Genomic DNA, 16,021 nt, shown 5'->3' on the forward strand with positions numbered 1-16,021 from the left:
CCATGGACTTCACGATGTCGGCGAAGCAGCAGGAATGGCTGGAGCGCGTGCGCAGCTTCATGACCAAGCATGTCCGCCCGGCGGTGCCGATCTACAAGCAGCAGGACGCCGAGGGCGACCGCTGGAAGGTGATCCCGATCCTGGAGGACCTCAAGGCCAAGGCGAAGGCGGAAGGCCTCTGGAACATGTTCATGCCGCCGTCGCCGCATGAGGACGACGAGTTCCGCGGCGCCGGCCTCACCAATCTCGAATATGCGCTGCTGTCCGAGGAAATGGGCCGCATCTCCTGGGCGTCCGAGGTGTTCAACTGCTCGGCGCCCGACACCGGCAACATGGAAGTGTTCATCCGCTACGGCACCAAGGAGCAGAAGCGCAAATGGCTGCGCCCGCTGATGGACGGCGAGATCCGCTCGGCCTTCCTGATGACGGAGCCGGCGGTGGCCTCGTCGGATGCCACCAACATCGAGACGCGGATCGTGCGTGACGGCGATCATTACGTCATCAACGGCCGCAAATGGTGGTCGTCGGGCGTCGGCGATCCCCGCTGCAAGATTGCGATCCTGATGGGCAAGACCGATCCGTCGGCCGCCAAGCATCAGCAGCAGTCGCAGATCCTGGTGCCGCTCGACACCCCCGGCATCAAGGTCGAGAAGATGCTGCCGGTGTTCGGCTTCGACGACGCGCCGCACGGCCACGCCCAGGTGCTGCTCGAGAACGTCCGCGTTCCTGCGGAAAACATTCTGCTCGGCGAGGGCCGCGGCTTCGAGATCGCGCAGGGCCGTCTCGGTCCGGGCCGCATCCATCACTGCATGCGCACCATCGGCAAGGCCGAGGAGTCGCTGGAGAAGATGGTGCGCCGGCTGATGACGCGCCAGGCCTTCGGCAAGAAGATCATCGAGCATTCGGTGTGGGAGCAGCGCATCGGCGAGGCCCGGACCAACATCGAGATGTGCCGGCTATTGTGCCTCAAGGCGGCCGACATGATGGACAAGGTCGGCAACAAGACCGCACAGGGCGAGATCGCGATGATCAAGGTCGCTGCCCCCAACATGGCGCTGAAGATCATCGACGACGCCATCCAGGCGTTCGGCGGCGCCGGCGTGTCGGATGATGCGGGTCTCGCCAAGGACTACGCCAACATTCGCACGCTCCGTCTTGCCGACGGCCCGGACGAGGTGCACAACCGTGCCATTGCCCGGCTCGAGATGAAGAAATACGCCAACGAGCCGCGGCATTGAGCGTCGACTTCTAGGGTGGGCAAAGCGTCCGTCGCCGCGCAGAGCGCGGGGGCGGATGCGTGCCCACCCACTTTCGAGTTCAAGCCAACATGGTGGGCACGCTTCGCTTTGCCCACCCTACGAATTCTAATGCCGAGCGGTGACTCACCACTTGCGTCATTCCGGGGCGACGCGCAGCGTCGAACCCGGAATCCAGAGATGGGTCCGCCAAGATAGAGATTCCGGGTTCAGCCCTGCGGGCTGCCCCGGAATGACGAACACGTGAGAAGGGAGCCTCGTCGTGGCCGACGGCGTCAAGAAGGACGAAGAATTCTCCGGCACCAAGCCGGTCGAGGAGCGGCATCGTTTCGACGAGGCCAAGCTCGCGGCCTGGATGGCCGAGCATGTCGAAGGCTATCAGGGCCCGCTGACCGTGCTGCAGTTCAAGGGCGGCCAGTCGAACCCGACCTATCGTCTGAACACGCCGGCGCGTTCCTACGTGCTCAGGCGAAAGCCGTTCGGCAAGCTGCTGCCGTCGGCGCACGCAGTCGATCGCGAATTCCGCGTCATCGCCGCGCTCGGCAAGCAGGGCTTTCCGGTCGCCAAGGCCTATGCGCTGTGCAACGACGACAGCGTCATCGGCGCTGCCTTCTACATCATGTCGATGGAGGAGGGCCGGGTGTTCTGGGATCCGACCCTGCCGCATGTCGCAGCGCCCGAGCGGCGCGCGATCTTCACCAGCAAGATCGAGACCTTGGCCAGGCTGCACAGCTATGATCCGGCGGCGATCGGCCTCGCCGACTTCGGCAAGCCCGGCAACTACTTTGCCCGCCAGGTCGACCGCTGGACCAAGCAATATCGCGCCTCCGAGACCGAGCATCTGCCGGAAATGGAGAAGCTGATCGAGTGGCTGCCGCGGACCTTGCCGGCGCAGCAGCGCGTCTCGATCGTGCATGGCGACTACCGGCTCGACAACATGATCTTCCACGCGACCGAGCCGCGCGTCATCGCGGTGCTCGACTGGGAACTGTCGACGCTCGGTGATCCCATGGCGGACTTCACCTATTTGCTGATGCAGTGGATCATGCCGGGCCTCGACGGCGTCGACCTGAAAGCGCTGAACATCCCGACCATGGAAGAGGCGGCGGAGATCTATCGTGGGGTCACCGGCACCGAGCTGCCCGATCTCAACTGGTACTTCGCCTACAATCTGTTCCGGCTCGCCGGCATCCTGCAGGGCATCATCGGCCGCATCCGCGACGGCACCGCCGCCAACGACAAGGCGATCGAGTCGGTCAAGCGCATGGTGCCCATGACCAAGCAGGCCTGGTCCTATGCGCAGAAGGCGGGGGCGGTGTAGTCTCCTGTAGCCCCGGATGAGCGAAGCGACATCCGGGGTCCCACGCGCTGCGGCGATGAACCCGGATGTCGTTTCCGCCCATCCGGGCTACGAATTCCGCGCGCCGACTCGGCCAATCACCGCCCACCGCCGCCACCGCCGCCACCACCACCACCACCACCTCCACCGCCGCCACCGGCCGTGGTCATCGCGCCGCTGTAGCGCGGATCGGTCTGCTTCATGTAGATCGGCGAGGTGTCGCGGCTCTGACGGCGCATGGCTTGCTGCACCGGGACCTCGGTGCCGCAGGCTGTCCAGGAGACGAGCTCACAGCCCGGCCACGGGAATTCACGGGCGCTTGCGTTCGTCACCAGCGAGCCAGCCGCCGTGGCGGCCATCAGGGTGAGCAGCGCGAGTTTCGATAGTCTCGACATGTTAACCATCCTTCGTTTCGGCGAGGCCGGAATGGTCCGCTTGCGAGGTTCGACGGCGGCTCGGAGAAGGGGGTTCGAGGACGTGGGCGTAAAAAATCGCCGGTCATTAGGGGGGCATGCTTGAACCCGAGCGTGGCTCATGGCGACGCGATGGTCTTGCCGCCACGCTCCATCGACACGGGTTGGTCCGCGCGGCGCATTGACCTGACTGCCGGGAGCTTGACCACGACGGGCGCGCGCAGTTAGGAAACGGTCGTCGCAGGCCATCTCGCAAGAAGGTCCCGCGAGCGGAGCTTTGCTGCCATGTCGCCGGTTTCGATTCGCCCGGATCTCGAGGTCGATCCCGCAACCGCCGATGCGATGCTTGCGCGCGCGGAGATCGACGCGCGGGTCGCTTCGGTGTCGCTGTTGCATGGTGGGGAGATCAGTGCCGTGTATGCGCTGGCTCTGCAAGGCGGCCAGCCGTCGCTGGTGCTGAAGATCTATCCTGACAGCATGAGCTGGAAGATGCGCAAGGAGGCGCGCCTGCTCGATCTGGTCCGGGACCGCCTGCCGGTGCCGGCGCCGCGGCTGCGCGCGGCGGACGCCTCGCGCGAGCTGATCGGCCTGGACTACGTGGTCATGAGCCGGCTCGACGGCGATCCGCTCGGTCCTCTCGAACAAGCGCTGTCCGCGCCGGAGCGGCGTGAGGCTTTCGAGCAGGTCGGTCGATTGTCGCGTGCCTTTCACGACATTGCGATGGATGCGTTTGGCTACATCGGCGCCGACGGCATCATGTCGGGCCATGCCGACAATCGTAGCTATCTCACCTCCCAGTTCGAACGCAAACTGGGCGAATTCCGCAGCCGCGGCGGGCCGGCTGATCTCGCCGCGCGCATCGCGCGCCAGGTGGCCGACGCGAGTGATCTGTTCGCCGCCTGCGGCGCGCCGGTGCTGTGTCACAATGATCTTCATCCCGGGAACGTGCTTGCGCGCGTCACCGGGGGCCGGGTCGAGCTCACCGGTGTGGTCGATTTCGAGGGCGCGCTGGCCGGCGACCCGCTCAAGGATGTCGCCAAGGCGATCTACTATCTCTCGCCGGAGCAGCGCGAGGCGTTTCTGGGCGGCTATGGTCCGATGAGCCGAACGAAGATCGAGCCGACGCTCGCGATCTATCGTCTGCTGTTCTCGCTGGAGCTGTGGTGCTGGTATCGGCAGTTTGGGGCGGCCGAAAAGCTCGCGCCGCTCATCGAGGACCTCGACCGCCTTGTGAGCGGCTAGAGCATGATCCGGAAAAGTGGAAACCGGTTTTCCGAAAGGATCATGCTCAAACAAAAAGAGATGAGATCATGATGCGTTTCCTTGGAAGCGCATCGTGATCCAGGTCCGTTCGGCCAACGCTTGCCCGTCGGGCAAATCGGCATGTGCGAGCGTGGCGTTGTCGGCCCCGCGCAGGCTGCGGTTATGACTGCAATCATCGTCGCCGGTGAAGAAAGTTCGCGAGCGCGGTCAATGTGATCGTCTCGTCCAGTCCGGAAGGCCAAAAGATTTTGCTTTCGCTTTTTCGGAATTTGTGATCTGATGCGCTCATCCCGTCCCACCGAAGGGGCGTTGCGCGCGATCGTCACGACACGCGGGGCGGGGAGCGGTGGCCGCGATCATGTCGCAGCGTGTCCGGAGGGATGCGCGGACGAACGGCATGGCGCGGACGTGAAGTCGCAGCGTGCTGGCACCCCGATGCTGGTGCTACGTCGCGACGGCGCTTGCGCGCCGCGCGGGCAATGGTGGCCAGAAAGCCCGGCGCACCAGGCAGACTGCGTATAAGCGTGAAGACCATCGCGCAGGGAAGGCCGGGCGTTTTCCGGCTGCACCTGTGGTACCTGCCGCCTGCATTTTTTTACGCAGGCGGGCCGCAGGCGTCAGCCGACGCCTGGCCTTCCCTGCGCCCTTCGATGGAAGGGCGGTGAAATTCAGGATCACTCGGGCGCGGGGGCGTCGCGAGATCGCTCACGCATGTCGATGAGTTCGACAGCGAGCGATTTGTGGGGCGCGATGCCGGCAGTCCCAAGCTCGTCATGCCCGGGCTTGTCCCGCCTGCGCGGCCGAAGCCGCTTCGGCGCGGCGAAGGCCCGGGCATCCCGTCGCTCCTCGCGTGCCGACCGACGTGGATGGCCGGGACAGGCCCGGCCATGACGGATGACAGAGGAGAGGCGATGTCGACACCAGTGCGAGGGGCGACAGCGCTAGATCGGTTTTCCCGCGTACGGCATCGACGCCGTGAGGCCGCCGTCGACCGGGAAAGCCTGGCCGTTGACGTAGGAGGCCTCGTCGCTGGCGAGGAACAGGGCCATGGCGGCGATCTCATGCGGCTGGCCGGCGCGCTTCAGCGGATTGAGCTGGCCGATCTTGCCCTCGGTGCCGCGCTCCTTGGCGCCGTCGAAGATCGGCTTGGTCATGCCGGTCTCGATCAGGCCGGGACACACCGCGTTGATGCGCACGCCAGTGCCGGAGAGGGAGTACGCCGTGGTCTGCACCAGGCTGATGACGCCGGCCTTGCTCGCCGCGTAGGGATGGCCCGAGGCGCCGGATTTCAGGCCCGCGACGGAGGCCGTGCAGACGATGGCGCCGCGCTGCTGCCGCACCATGTGCGGCATCGCGTATTTCACCGCGAGGAACGGGCCGATCAGGTTGATGCGCAGGATCTCCTGCCAGTGCTCGACGGTCTGCTCGGCGATCGGGATCAAGCCGCCGGAGATGCCGGCATTGGCCCAGATCACGTCGAGCTTGCCGTAGGTCGCCACGGCGCGGTCGATGAAGCCCGAGACATCGGCCTCGGAGCCGGCGTCGGCGAGCACGGCTTCGGCAATGCCGCCCTGCTGCTTGACCATCTCGACCGTCTCCTTGACGGCCTCGCTGCGATCGACCGCGATCAGTCGCGCGCCTTCTTTCGTGAACATCAAGGATGCGGCGCGGCCGATGCCGCTGCCGGCGCCGGTGATGATGACGGATTTGCCTTCGAGGCGGCCCATGTTTCCTCCTGCTTCAATTGTGATCAGTTGCGTGCCGCGCAACGGAATTCAAACGCCGTTTCAAACGTGCTGAGATCGCCAAGCGGCTTGAGACGATCTGGGCCTTCACGTACAGCGGGAGACGAGCGGAGGGAAGGGTCTGAGCGATGTCGGCTGATGGAACGAAACCTTCTGTCGTCACCACGCGCTGGTGGTGGGTGCGTCACGCGCCGGTGCGCAGCGACGGCGGCAACATCTACGGCCAGTCGGACATCGCCTGCGATACCTCCGATCGCGAGGTGTTCGAGGCGGTCGCGAAAATCCTGCCGCGCAGCGCGGTGTGGTATGCGAGCAATCTGATGCGTACGCATCAGACGGCGGAGGCGATCTGGGCCGCCGGATTCCCGCGTCCCGCAGCTATGATCAGGGAGGCCGCTTTTGCCGAGCAGCATCTCGGGCAATGGCAGGGCATGAACCGCGCCGCGTTCCTGGCCAGCCGTCCCGCGGGCAGCCACTGGTTCGCCGACATCGATGAGCCGGCGCCGGGCGGCGAGAGCTACATGGATCTGTACACCCGCGTGACAGCGGCGATTGCGCGCATCACGGTTTCGGAAGCCGGCCGCGACGTCGTCGCCGTCGGCCATGGCGGCACCATCAAGGCGGCTCTTGGCCTGGCGCTCGGCGGCCTGGTCGAGAAGGGGCTCGCCTTCGACATCGACAATTGCTCGGTGACCCGGCTCGACCACATCGTGGCCGGCGAGACGAGTACATGGCGGCTGCCGATGGTCAATCAGCAGCCCTGGATCGCGGACGCCGCGCACCGCGCGATGCACCAGCCGGCCGGGCCGGAGGTGACGACGAGCAAGCTGGCGTGAAACGAGATAGTGAGTTGCTATGCGCGTCGTTCAAAAATCTCGCCCGCCAAACGGGCAGTGCACCCTCTTCCCTTGTGGGAGAGGGCGCAGTCACTGGCACCGCGGAAAAGTCTCGTGGACGTCGCCGTGCCAATTTCGAAACCGACAACAGCCAAATAAGTAGGAGGAACTCCCCATGACCCTGTTCGACATGACCGGCAAGGTCGCCGTCATCACCGGATCCACGCGTGGCATCGGGCTCGCCATTGCCGAGCGCATGGCCGAGCACGGCGCCAAGGTGGTGATCTCCTCGCGCAAGGCCGATGTCTGCGACCAGGTGGCGCGCGAGATCAATGACCGCTTCGGTGCAGGCACGGCGGCGGCAGTCGCCGCCAACATCTCCAGCAAGGAGAACCTGCAGAACCTCGTCGACGAGGCCAACCGCATCTACGGCAAGATCGACGTGCTGGTCTGCAACGCGGCGTCGAATCCTTACTACGGGCCGCTTGCCGGCATCTCCGACGATCAGTTCCGCAAGATCCTCGACAACAACATCGTCGCCAACAACTGGCTGATCAGCATGGTCGTGCCGCAGATGATCGCGCGCAAGGACGGCTCGATCATCATCGTGTCGTCGATCGGCGGCCTGAAGGGCTCGACCATCCTCGGTGCCTACGCGATCTCCAAGGCTGCCGACATGCAGCTCGCGCGCAACCTCGCCTGCGAATACGGCCCGCACAATGTGCGCGTGAACTGCATCGCGCCCGGCCTGATCAAGACCGATTTCGCCAAAGCGCTGTGGGACAATCCGGAGAACCTCAAGGCCTCGACCGCGCGCTCGCCGCTGCTCCGCATCGGCATCCCCGACGAGATCGCCGGCGCCGCGGTCTTCCTGGGCTCCGCCGCGGGCGACTTCATGACCGGCCAGACCATGGTGATCGACGGCGGCGCGACGATCAGTTGAGGGGGACATACGGGTGTGGTGCGCGATGATGCCGCCACACTCTCAACTGTCGTCCGCCGGGACGACAGCATTTGCTGCGCGCCGCCCTCATTCCACCGCCGCGTACACCACGTCGCGCACCAGCGTGCGCAGATAGTCGCGTTGTCCGGGGGCCTGCGCCATGAACACGCAGAACAGCTCCTCCTTCGGATCGATCCAGAAGAACGTGCCGGCGATGCCGCTCCAGAAGAAGGTGCCGGGCGAGCCGGGGAAGGGGGCGATGCCAGCCTCGCGACGCACGGCGAAGCCGAGGCCGAAGCCGTGACCGGGCGACAGCAGCGTGCCCTGCGTCTTCACATGGGGACCGAGGTGGTCCGACGCCATCAGCTCCAGCGTCTTGCGGCCGACCAGCCGGGTGCCGTCGAGGCTGCCCTTGCCGAGCAGCATCGCGCAGAACCGGGCGTAGTCCATCGTGGTCGCCACCAACCCGCCGCCGCCGGATTCCATCAGCGGCTGCTCGGTCATCTTGAACAGGTTGACCGCCTCGCCGGTCCACGGGTCCTTGGCGAACGGCTCGGCCAGCCGGCCAGCATTCGCCTCGGCGGTGGAGAAGCCGGTCTCCTTCATGCCGAGCGGCTCGAGGATGCGCTCGGAAAGGAAGGGGCCGAGCGTCCGGCCCGAGACAACCTCGATGATCCGTCCGAGGATGTCGGTCGAGCGGCTGTAGTTGAACTCGGCGCCGGGCTGGCAGATCAGCGGCAGGCCGGCGACGATGGCCGCGTGCTCGGCATTGGTGATCTTGCGGCTGCGCACCCGCGATTGCTGGTAGAGCTGGTGCACCGGCCCGGTGCCGGTGTGCTCATACGCCAAGCCCGAGGTGTGGCGCAGCAGGTCCTGGACCGTCATCGGCTGGGCGACCGGGACCAGCTCCAGCTTGCCGCCGGTCACGACGCCCACTTTCTGCTCGCCGAATTCCGGGATGAACTTGGCGACCGGGTCGGACAGCAACAGCTCGCCGTCCTCGACCAGCATCATGATCCCGAGCGAGACGATCGGCTTGGTCATCGAGAAGATGCGGAAGATCGAATCCGGCCGCATCGGCGTGTCGGCGTCGGGCGCTTGCCGGCCGATGGCGTCGAACCAGCCGATCCGGCCGCGGCGGCCGACCAGCAGGGTGGCTCCGGGGATGGTTCCCTTGTCGGCCTCGCGCTTGAACGCATCCGAAGCTCGCTGCAGCCGAGCCTGGGACAGGCCCAGCGCCTCGGGGCGGTCATCCGGCAGCGGCGGCGTCAGCGAGCGGAGCGCGGAAAGGTGCGCGCTGGATGCGGCAGTCGGCGGGGTCATGGGCTCTCCCTGAAGTCTTGTTGTCGGTTTGCATCAAGTCTGGCGCGGAAGTTGTGGTCTGACCAGTCGATTTGCCCCATTGCACCCTTGCATTCGGGGGGAGGTCTATGCTTCAAAGCGCGCGAACCGGCGACACTGTCCCGGCTCGCTAGGAGTGTAGCTCAATTGGTAGAGCACCGGTCTCCAAAACCGGGGGTTGGGAGTTCGAGCCTCTCCACTCCTGCCAGCGAGATCAAGCACTTAAGCCAAAAATGGACGAGACAGGTGAGGTCGGGGCCCGCAGCGCGCGAGCCCCGAATGCATTTCGGCGACCTCTTATTGTTTCACATATGGGCAGTTTCCGTCCTTCAGCGGCCGGAACACCTGGTCGCCGGGCACCTCCGCCAGCACCTTGTAATAGTCCCACGGGCCCTTCGACTCCTCGGGCTTCTTCACCTCGAACAGGAACATCGAGTGCACCATGCGGCCGTCCTCGCGCAGGATGCCGTTGTCGGTGAAGGCGTCACGCACCGGGGTCTCGCGCATCTTCGCGAGCACCGGCTTGGTGTCGCGGGTGCCGGCGGCCTTGACGGCATTAAGATAGTGCAGGGTGGCGCTGTAGGTCGCGGCCTGGTTCATGGTCGGCATCCGCTTCATGCGCTCGAAGAACTTCTTGCCGAAGGCGCGGGTGCGGTCGTTGAGGTCCCAGTAATAGGCCTCGGTGATGATCAGCCCCTGCGCCAGCTTCAGGCCGAGGCTGTGGATGTCGGAGATGAACATCACGATGCCGGCGAGGTTCTGGCCGCCGGCGACGATGCCGAACTCGGCGGCCTGCTTGATGGTGTTGATGGTGTCGCCACCGCCGTTGGCCATGCCGATGATCTTGGCCTTACTGGCCTGCGCCTGCAGCAGGAAGGACGAGAAGTCCTGGTTGTTGAGAGGATGCCGGGCGCTGCCGACCACCGTGCCGCCGGCGGCGCGCACGACGTCGCCGGTGTCGCGTTCGATCGAATGGCCGAACAGATAGTCGGCGGTGATGAAGAACCAAGTATTGCCACCGTTCTTGACGATCGCGCTGCCGACCGTGTGCGCGTTTCCATAAGTGTCGTAGGTCCAGTGCACGGTGTAGGGCGAGCAGGACTTGCCGGTGATGTCGGAGCTCGCGGCATCCGTCACGATCATCAGCTTCTCGAACTGCTTCGACATCTCCATGCCGGCCAGCGCGGTGGCCGAGGTCGGCATGTCGATCACCATGTCGACGGCCTCGTTCTCGTACCATTTGCGCACGATCGCGGCGGCGATGTCGGCCTTGTTCTGCGGATCGGCGCTGATCACCTCGATCGGCTTGCCGAACATGCTGCCGCCGAACGCCTCGACCGCGAGCTTGGTCGCCTCGAGATTGCCCTGGCCGCCGATGTCCGAATAGACCGACGAGAAGTCGCTGAGCACGCCGATCTTGAGCGGGGCTTGTGCCCGGGCCGGGATGGCGGTGAGGGCGAGAGCGGCAAGACCGAGAGCAGCAAGGCTGACGGCGGCAAGGCGCGTCCGTCCCTTGCGCGGGGCAAAGGTCATGGGTTTCCTCCGGATTGTTCTCGTGCGGACGAGAATGAGCGGGCGCCGCAGGCCCGGCAAGAGCAGGAACCGCTCCACCGCGGGCATTTCGTCGCGGCAACTGCTCAACCTGCCGTGGTGCGGAAATGGCCTGCCGCGACACGAAAAACCGCGTTGTTGCGAGCCTGGCGGGGGCCTGCCACGGGAATGACCGCCGACGCCCGGCATGCCCATATCTTGACCTTTGGCCGGCCGGACAGTAGATATCTTGGCAACCTGCAGCCGGCCCGCGACAAAAGCGGATATCCGGCGCGGCTTTTCACTCCCCGAACAAGCGAGCCCGTGGATTCGGCTCATCTCTCCGACAAGAGGGTGGGCCAAGGACGGCTGTTCGGTTTTCCCAGTCAACTCTTCAATCGTCCGATGACGGACGCGGACCCCTGACGATGGCTACCAGCCCGTTCAAATTCCTGCAGGAAGTGCGCTCGGAGACCGCCAAGGTCTCGTGGCCGAGCCGTCGCGAGGTCACCATCACCACGATCATGGTGTTCGTGATGGTGGCGCTGGCCTCGGTGTTCTTCTTCGCCGCCGATCAGATCATCCGTTATCTCATCACCCTCGTGCTGGGCATCCACTGATGGCAACCGCAACGCAAAGCTCCGACAAGCGCTGGTACATCGTCCACGCCTATTCGAACTTCGAGAAGAAGGTCGCGGAGTCGATCCGCGAGCAGGCCAAGCAGCGCAATCTCGAGGACCTGTTCGAGCAGGTGCTGGTGCCGATCGAGAAGGTCACCGAGGTGCGCCGCGGCCGCAAGATCGACGCCGAGCGCAAGTTCTTCCCCGGCTACGTGCTGGTGAAGATGAAGCTGACCGACGAGGCGTTCCACCTGATCAAGAACACGCCCAAGGTGACCGGCTTCCTCGGCGCCGAGAACAAGCCGATGCCGATCTCCGAAGGCGAGGCGATGCGCATCCTGAACCAGATGCAGGAAGGCGTGGAGCGGCCGAAATCCTCGGTGTCGTTCGAGATCGGCGAGAACGTCCGCGTCGCCGACGGCCCGTTCGCCTCGTTCTCCGGCGTGGTCGAGGAAATCGACGAGGCCCGCTCGCGCGTCAAGGTCGCGGTGTCGATCTTCGGCCGTGCGACGCCGGTCGAACTGGAATTCAACCAGGTCGAGAAGATCGTCGGTTAAGGGCCGGGCTGCCGGCTCTCTCGGCGTCCCGGGCTTTCCTTTTCGTCCGATCTCGTGTATCGGGCGCGCTTCGCTCCCCGAACGGGGGGCGATTTCGTTCGTGGGAGGCGTGACCGGCTTTGCCAGCCGGGCCAAGCGCGCCGGACCACGGTCCCAAACCTCGCCTGACGGGTTTTGTCGCCCAAGGCGTTGCGTTCGCATCAGGCAGAATCGCGAACGCATTGGAGAGTCATAATGGCAAAGAAAGTAACCGGTTACCTGAAGCTTCAGGTTCCGGCCGGCGCGGCCAATCCGTCGCCGCCGATCGGTCCGGCGCTCGGTCAGCGCGGTCTCAACATCATGGAGTTCTGCAAGGCGTTCAACGCCCAGACCCAGAAGGAAGAGAAGAACACCCCGATCCCGGTGGTCATCACCATCTATGCGGACCGGTCCTTCACCTTCGAGATGAAGACCCCGCCGATGTCCTACTTCCTCAAGCAGGCCGCCAAGATCCAGTCGGGCTCCAAGGCCCCGGGTCGCGACAAGGCCGGCAAGGTGACCAAGGCGCAGGTGCGCGAGATCGCCGAGAAGAAGATGAAGGACCTGAATTGCGACTCGATCGAGTCGGCCATGAAGATGGTCGAGGGCTCCGCCCGCTCGATGGGTCTGGAAGTTGCGGGGTAAGGCGCCATGGCACTCGGAAAGCGTTTGAAGAAGGCCCGCGAGGGCATCGATCGCACCAAGCTCTACCCGCTTGCTGACGCGATCAAGATGATCAAGGAGCGGGCCGTGTCGAAGTTCGACGAGACCATCGAGGTCTCGATCAACCTCGGCGTCGATCCGCGCCACGCCGACCAGATGGTCCGTGGCGTCGTCACGCTGCCGAACGGCACCGGCCGTACGCTCCGCGTCGGCGTGTTCGCCCGCGGCGCGAAGGCCGAGGAAGCCAAGGCCGCCGGCGCCGACGTGGTCGGCGCGGAGGACCTGGTCGAGAAGGTGCAGAACGGCAATATCGACTTCGACCGCTGTATCGCCACCCCCGACATGATGCCGCTGGTCGGCCGTCTCGGTAAGGTGCTCGGTCCGCGCGGCATGATGCCGAATCCGAAGATCGGCACCGTGACCATGGACGTCACTGGCGCCGTCAAGGGCGCCAAGGGCGGCTCGGTCGAGTTCCGCGTCGAGAAGGCCGGCATCATCCAGGCCGGCGTCGGCAAGGCCTCGTTCGCCGAGGACAAGCTGGTCGAGAACATCAAGGCGCTGGCGGATGCGGTGGTGAAGGCCAAGCCGGCCGGCGCCAAGGGCACCTACGTCCAGCGCGTCGCGGTGTCGTCGACCATGGGCCCGGGCGTCAAGGTCGAGCCGGGCACCTTGCTCGCGTAACACCTTCGGACATCGTCAGCATTCAGTGGGGCGGGATCGGCAATCGATCCCGCCCTTCGCATTTCCGCACCCCAAGTGAGCGGCACGCCCGCTGCAAAATTGCAGCCGGGCTGGCGCAAACACAACGAGGCTCAGCCCCGGGCGCCTTCGGATGTCCGGGCCTCGGATCGCATGCTGGGCCTCGCAGCCGCCAGCAGCTTGCCGATCTCGGGCTTGCAGGCGCCGCAATTGGTCCCGGCCTTCAGACGTTGGCCGACGGCCTCGACGCTCCCTGCGCCGTTCTGGATCGCCGACGAGATCTGGTTACGACCAATGCCGAAACAGGAGCAGATGACCGCACCGATGTCGTCGGCGGCCGCCAATGGCTGGCCCGCGAGCAGGGCGTTGCGGGCGTTCGGTGGCAGCCGCTGCTCGGCAAACAGGCCGATCAGCCACGACCGCGATCCCAGCCGCTGGTCGGGCGCGACGAAGACGCAGCCCTGCAGCCGGCCATCCGATACGCCTGCGTAGCGGAACCGGCCGGCGGCCGGGTCGCGATACGCAATCCAATCGATCTCCGTTCCGGCGATCCCAAGCTGTTCGGCGGCCCACTCGCGCCAACTCGCAGGCCGCTGATCGAAGGCAAGCTCGAGCCGGAAACACGCTCCGACCTTGCCCTGCACCCAGTACTCGCATGGCGGACGGCGGATCTCCCGCCGGCTCAGGATGAAGACGTGCCAGTTCGGCGCATAGGGCTCCGCCTTCACCGGCGTATGCTTGGACTCGGGCTGACCCGACAGCGGATCAGTCGCGGGATTGACCAGCGCGTTGACACGGCCAGCGCCGGCGAACTCCTCGTTCCAATGCATCGGAACGAACACGCAGCCCCGCCGCTGCTCGGTCGAGATCGCGACGCGCGCCACCATCTTGCCCCAGGGGCTCGTAAGCCGCACCAGCGCCTCGTTCTCCAGACCGGCCAGGCGCGCATCCTCCGGGTGGAATTCGGCGCAAGGCTCGAAGATGTGCGCGAGCAGCCGCGCGGATTTTCCCGTCCGCGTCATGGTGTGCCACTGATCGCGAATGCGCCCGGTGTTCAGGACCAGCGGATAGTCCCGGCTGGTGGCGTTCCGCGCCGGTCGCGGCGTGACGGCCACGAAACGGGCTCTGCGATCCCCGGTGAAGAATTGCCGGTTCTCGAACATCCGCGCCGTGCCGGTCGGAAAGTCCCGCGTCACGGGCCACTGGATCGGCGCCAGCGCCTCATAGGCGCGGCCGTCGAGCGTGCTCAGGGCCGAGATGTCGAAGTCGCGCGTGTTATTGTTCTCGAAGCCGGACAGCGCGGCGTGCTCGCGAAAGATCTCGGCCGCGCTGCCATACTCGAAACCGGCGAACCCCATCCGCTGGGCGACGTCGCAAATGATGCGCCAATCCGCGCGCGCCGCGCCGGGTGCGGGCAGGAACGCCCGCTGCCGCGAGATCCGGCGCTCCGAATTGGTCACCGTGCCGTCCTTCTCGCCCCAGGCGAGCGCGGGCAGCAGGACATCGGCATGCCGGTTGGTGTCGGTGTCGCGCATGCAATCGGACGCCACCACGAACGCGCAGCGATCCAGCGCGGCACGAACCCGATCGGCGTCGGGAAGGCTGACCACGGGGTTGGTCGACATGATCCAGACTGCCTTGATGCGGCCATCGGCAATCGCATCGAACATTTCGACCGCCTTCAGCCCCGCTTTTGGCGCGACCACCGGTGACCGCCAGAATCGCTTCACCAGCTCGCGGTGCTCGGCATTCTCGATCTCGAGATGCGCGGCGAGCTGGTTGGCGAGGCCGCCCACCTCGCGGCCTCCCATCGCGTTGGGCTGGCCGGTCAGCGAGAACGGTCCCATGCCGGGACGGCCGATACGGCCAGTCAGGAGATGGCAGTTGATGATCGCATTGACCTTGTCGACCCCGCTGCTCGACTGATTGACGCCCTGGGAATAGAGCGTGACAACGCGCTCCGTCTTCGCGAACCATGAAAAGAACAGCTCGACCGCGCCCTCGCTCAGCCCGCAGGCCGCCGCCGTCTCGGCGACTGTCTGCCGGCCGGCGGCCTGCAGCGCCGCTTCCGCGCCGCTGGTGACCTCACTGACAAAGCCGTCGTCCGCATAGCCGCCGCGTGCGAGATAGGCGAGCAGGCCGTTGAACAACACCGCGTCACTTCCGGAACGCAGCGGCAAATGCAGGTCGGCGCCTTCGCAGGTCGCGGTCCTCCGCGGATCGACAACGACGATACGGCAGCCGGGATTGTGCTCCTTGGCCGCCAGCATGCGCTGGTGCAGCACCGGATGGCACCACGCGGCGTTGGAGCCGACCAGGACCAGCAGGCCGGCCTGCTCAAGGTCCTCGTAGCAGCCCGGAACGGTGTCGCTGCCGAACGCGCGCTTGTGGCCCGCGACGCTCGACGCCATGCACAGGCGCGAATTGGTGTCGATGTTCGCGGTCCCGACGAAGCCCTTGGCGAGCTTGTTGACGACGTAATAGTCCTCGGTCAGCAACTGCCCCGAAACATAGAATGCGACGGCATCCGGTCCATGGTCGCGGATGATTTCGGTGAAACGGCTCGCGACGAGGTCGAGCGCCTCATCCCAGCCGGCTGCCCGCCCGTTCACGATCGGCTCGAGCAGACGTCCCCCGAGATCGATCGTCTCCGCCAGCGCCGATCCCTTGCCGCACAGCCGGCCGAGATTGGCGGGATGCTGCGGATCGCCGCGGACGCTGATGGTCCCTGAATCGTCCCGATCGGCGACGACGCCGCAACCGACGCCGCAATAGGGGCATGTCGTCCTGACGCTCAT

Annotated in this window: 14 protein-coding genes and 1 tRNA gene; 10 read left to right on the forward strand and 5 right to left on the reverse strand. The window is 65.6% G+C overall.

The window, feature by feature from the left end:
• Positions 1–2 precede the first annotated feature (2 nt).
• Positions 3–1,238 carry an acyl-CoA dehydrogenase family protein gene (locus tag QX048_RS27450; protein WP_315749560.1) on the forward strand — a complete coding sequence of 412 codons (1,236 nt, stop codon included), beginning with the start codon at positions 3–5 and terminating at the stop codon, positions 1,236–1,238.
• Positions 1,239–1,518: 280 nt separating this feature from the next.
• Entirely contained in the window at positions 1,519–2,577 is a 1,059-nt protein-coding gene (locus QX048_RS27455; protein ID WP_315714587.1) for a phosphotransferase family protein, read from the forward strand.
• Positions 2,578–2,693: 116 nt separating this feature from the next.
• On the opposite strand, the gene QX048_RS27460 is transcribed toward QX048_RS27455, so the two are convergent.
• The gene (locus tag QX048_RS27460) at positions 2,694–2,990 is read right to left on the reverse strand and encodes a hypothetical protein (RefSeq protein WP_315827323.1); all 297 of its coding nucleotides are present in this window, start codon (positions 2,988–2,990) and stop codon (positions 2,694–2,696) included.
• A gap of 303 nt (positions 2,991–3,293) precedes the next feature.
• On the opposite strand from QX048_RS27460, the gene QX048_RS27465 reads away from it, so the two are divergent.
• Positions 3,294–4,250 (forward strand): aminoglycoside phosphotransferase family protein, encoded by a 957-nt coding sequence (locus QX048_RS27465; RefSeq protein WP_315827324.1) that lies wholly within the window; start codon positions 3,294–3,296, stop codon positions 4,248–4,250.
• A 962-nt stretch (positions 4,251–5,212) separates the two neighbouring features.
• Here QX048_RS27465 and QX048_RS27470 read toward each other — a convergent pair.
• Entirely contained in the window at positions 5,213–5,998 is a 786-nt protein-coding gene (locus tag QX048_RS27470) for an SDR family oxidoreductase (protein ID WP_315827325.1), read from the reverse strand.
• Between the two features lie 146 nt (positions 5,999–6,144).
• Here QX048_RS27470 and QX048_RS27475 point away from each other — a divergent pair, with 146 nt between their 5' ends.
• Both QX048_RS27475 and QX048_RS27480 read left to right on the forward strand, forming a co-directional pair.
• A complete protein-coding gene (locus QX048_RS27475; protein WP_315749567.1) occupies positions 6,145–6,852 on the forward strand; it encodes a histidine phosphatase family protein in 708 nt (235 codons plus the stop codon).
• Positions 6,853–7,027: 175 nt separating this feature from the next.
• Positions 7,028–7,795 carry an SDR family oxidoreductase gene (locus QX048_RS27480; protein WP_315749569.1) on the forward strand — a complete coding sequence of 256 codons (768 nt, stop codon included), beginning with the start codon at positions 7,028–7,030 and terminating at the stop codon, positions 7,793–7,795.
• Between the two features lie 87 nt (positions 7,796–7,882).
• Here QX048_RS27480 and QX048_RS27485 read toward each other — a convergent pair whose 3' ends face one another.
• Entirely contained in the window at positions 7,883–9,118 is a 1,236-nt protein-coding gene (locus tag QX048_RS27485; protein WP_315827326.1) for a serine hydrolase domain-containing protein, read from the reverse strand.
• A 150-nt stretch (positions 9,119–9,268) separates the two neighbouring features.
• On the opposite strand from QX048_RS27485, the gene QX048_RS27490 reads away from it, so the two are divergent.
• Positions 9,269–9,344 (forward strand) — tRNA-Trp (locus QX048_RS27490).
• Between the two features lie 89 nt (positions 9,345–9,433).
• On the opposite strand, the gene QX048_RS27495 is transcribed toward QX048_RS27490, so the two are convergent.
• Positions 9,434–10,669, reverse strand: a complete 1,236-nt coding sequence (locus QX048_RS27495) for an ABC transporter substrate-binding protein (protein ID WP_315827327.1) — start codon at positions 10,667–10,669, stop codon at positions 9,434–9,436.
• A 425-nt stretch (positions 10,670–11,094) separates the two neighbouring features.
• Between QX048_RS27495 and secE the strand changes: the two genes are divergently transcribed.
• The 4 genes from secE (at position 11,095) to rplA (ending at position 13,205) form a co-directional block, all read left to right on the forward strand.
• Positions 11,095–11,286, forward strand: a complete 192-nt coding sequence (secE, locus tag QX048_RS27500; protein ID WP_006611822.1) for a preprotein translocase subunit SecE — start codon at positions 11,095–11,097, stop codon at positions 11,284–11,286.
• On the forward strand, positions 11,286–11,843 hold the full coding sequence (gene nusG / locus QX048_RS27505; RefSeq protein ID WP_284423110.1) for a transcription termination/antitermination protein NusG: 558 nt from the start codon (positions 11,286–11,288) through the stop codon (positions 11,841–11,843). The genes secE and nusG overlap by 1 nt, the downstream gene beginning before the upstream one ends.
• 234 nt (positions 11,844–12,077) lie before the next feature.
• Positions 12,078–12,506 (forward strand): 50S ribosomal protein L11, encoded by a 429-nt coding sequence (rplK, locus tag QX048_RS27510; RefSeq protein WP_012045056.1) that lies wholly within the window; start codon positions 12,078–12,080, stop codon positions 12,504–12,506.
• 6 nt (positions 12,507–12,512) lie between these two features.
• Entirely contained in the window at positions 12,513–13,205 is a 693-nt protein-coding gene (gene rplA, locus QX048_RS27515) for a 50S ribosomal protein L1 (RefSeq protein ID WP_315714579.1), read from the forward strand.
• A gap of 131 nt (positions 13,206–13,336) precedes the next feature.
• On the opposite strand, the gene QX048_RS27520 is transcribed toward rplA, so the two are convergent.
• Positions 13,337–16,021 carry a molybdopterin-dependent oxidoreductase gene (locus tag QX048_RS27520; protein ID WP_316200777.1) on the reverse strand — a complete coding sequence of 895 codons (2,685 nt, stop codon included), beginning with the start codon at positions 16,019–16,021 and terminating at the stop codon, positions 13,337–13,339.

This window comes from Bradyrhizobium sp. SZCCHNS30572 (assembly GCF_032484415.1).
In the GTDB taxonomy this organism is placed as follows: Bacteria; Pseudomonadota; Alphaproteobacteria; order Rhizobiales; family Xanthobacteraceae; genus Bradyrhizobium.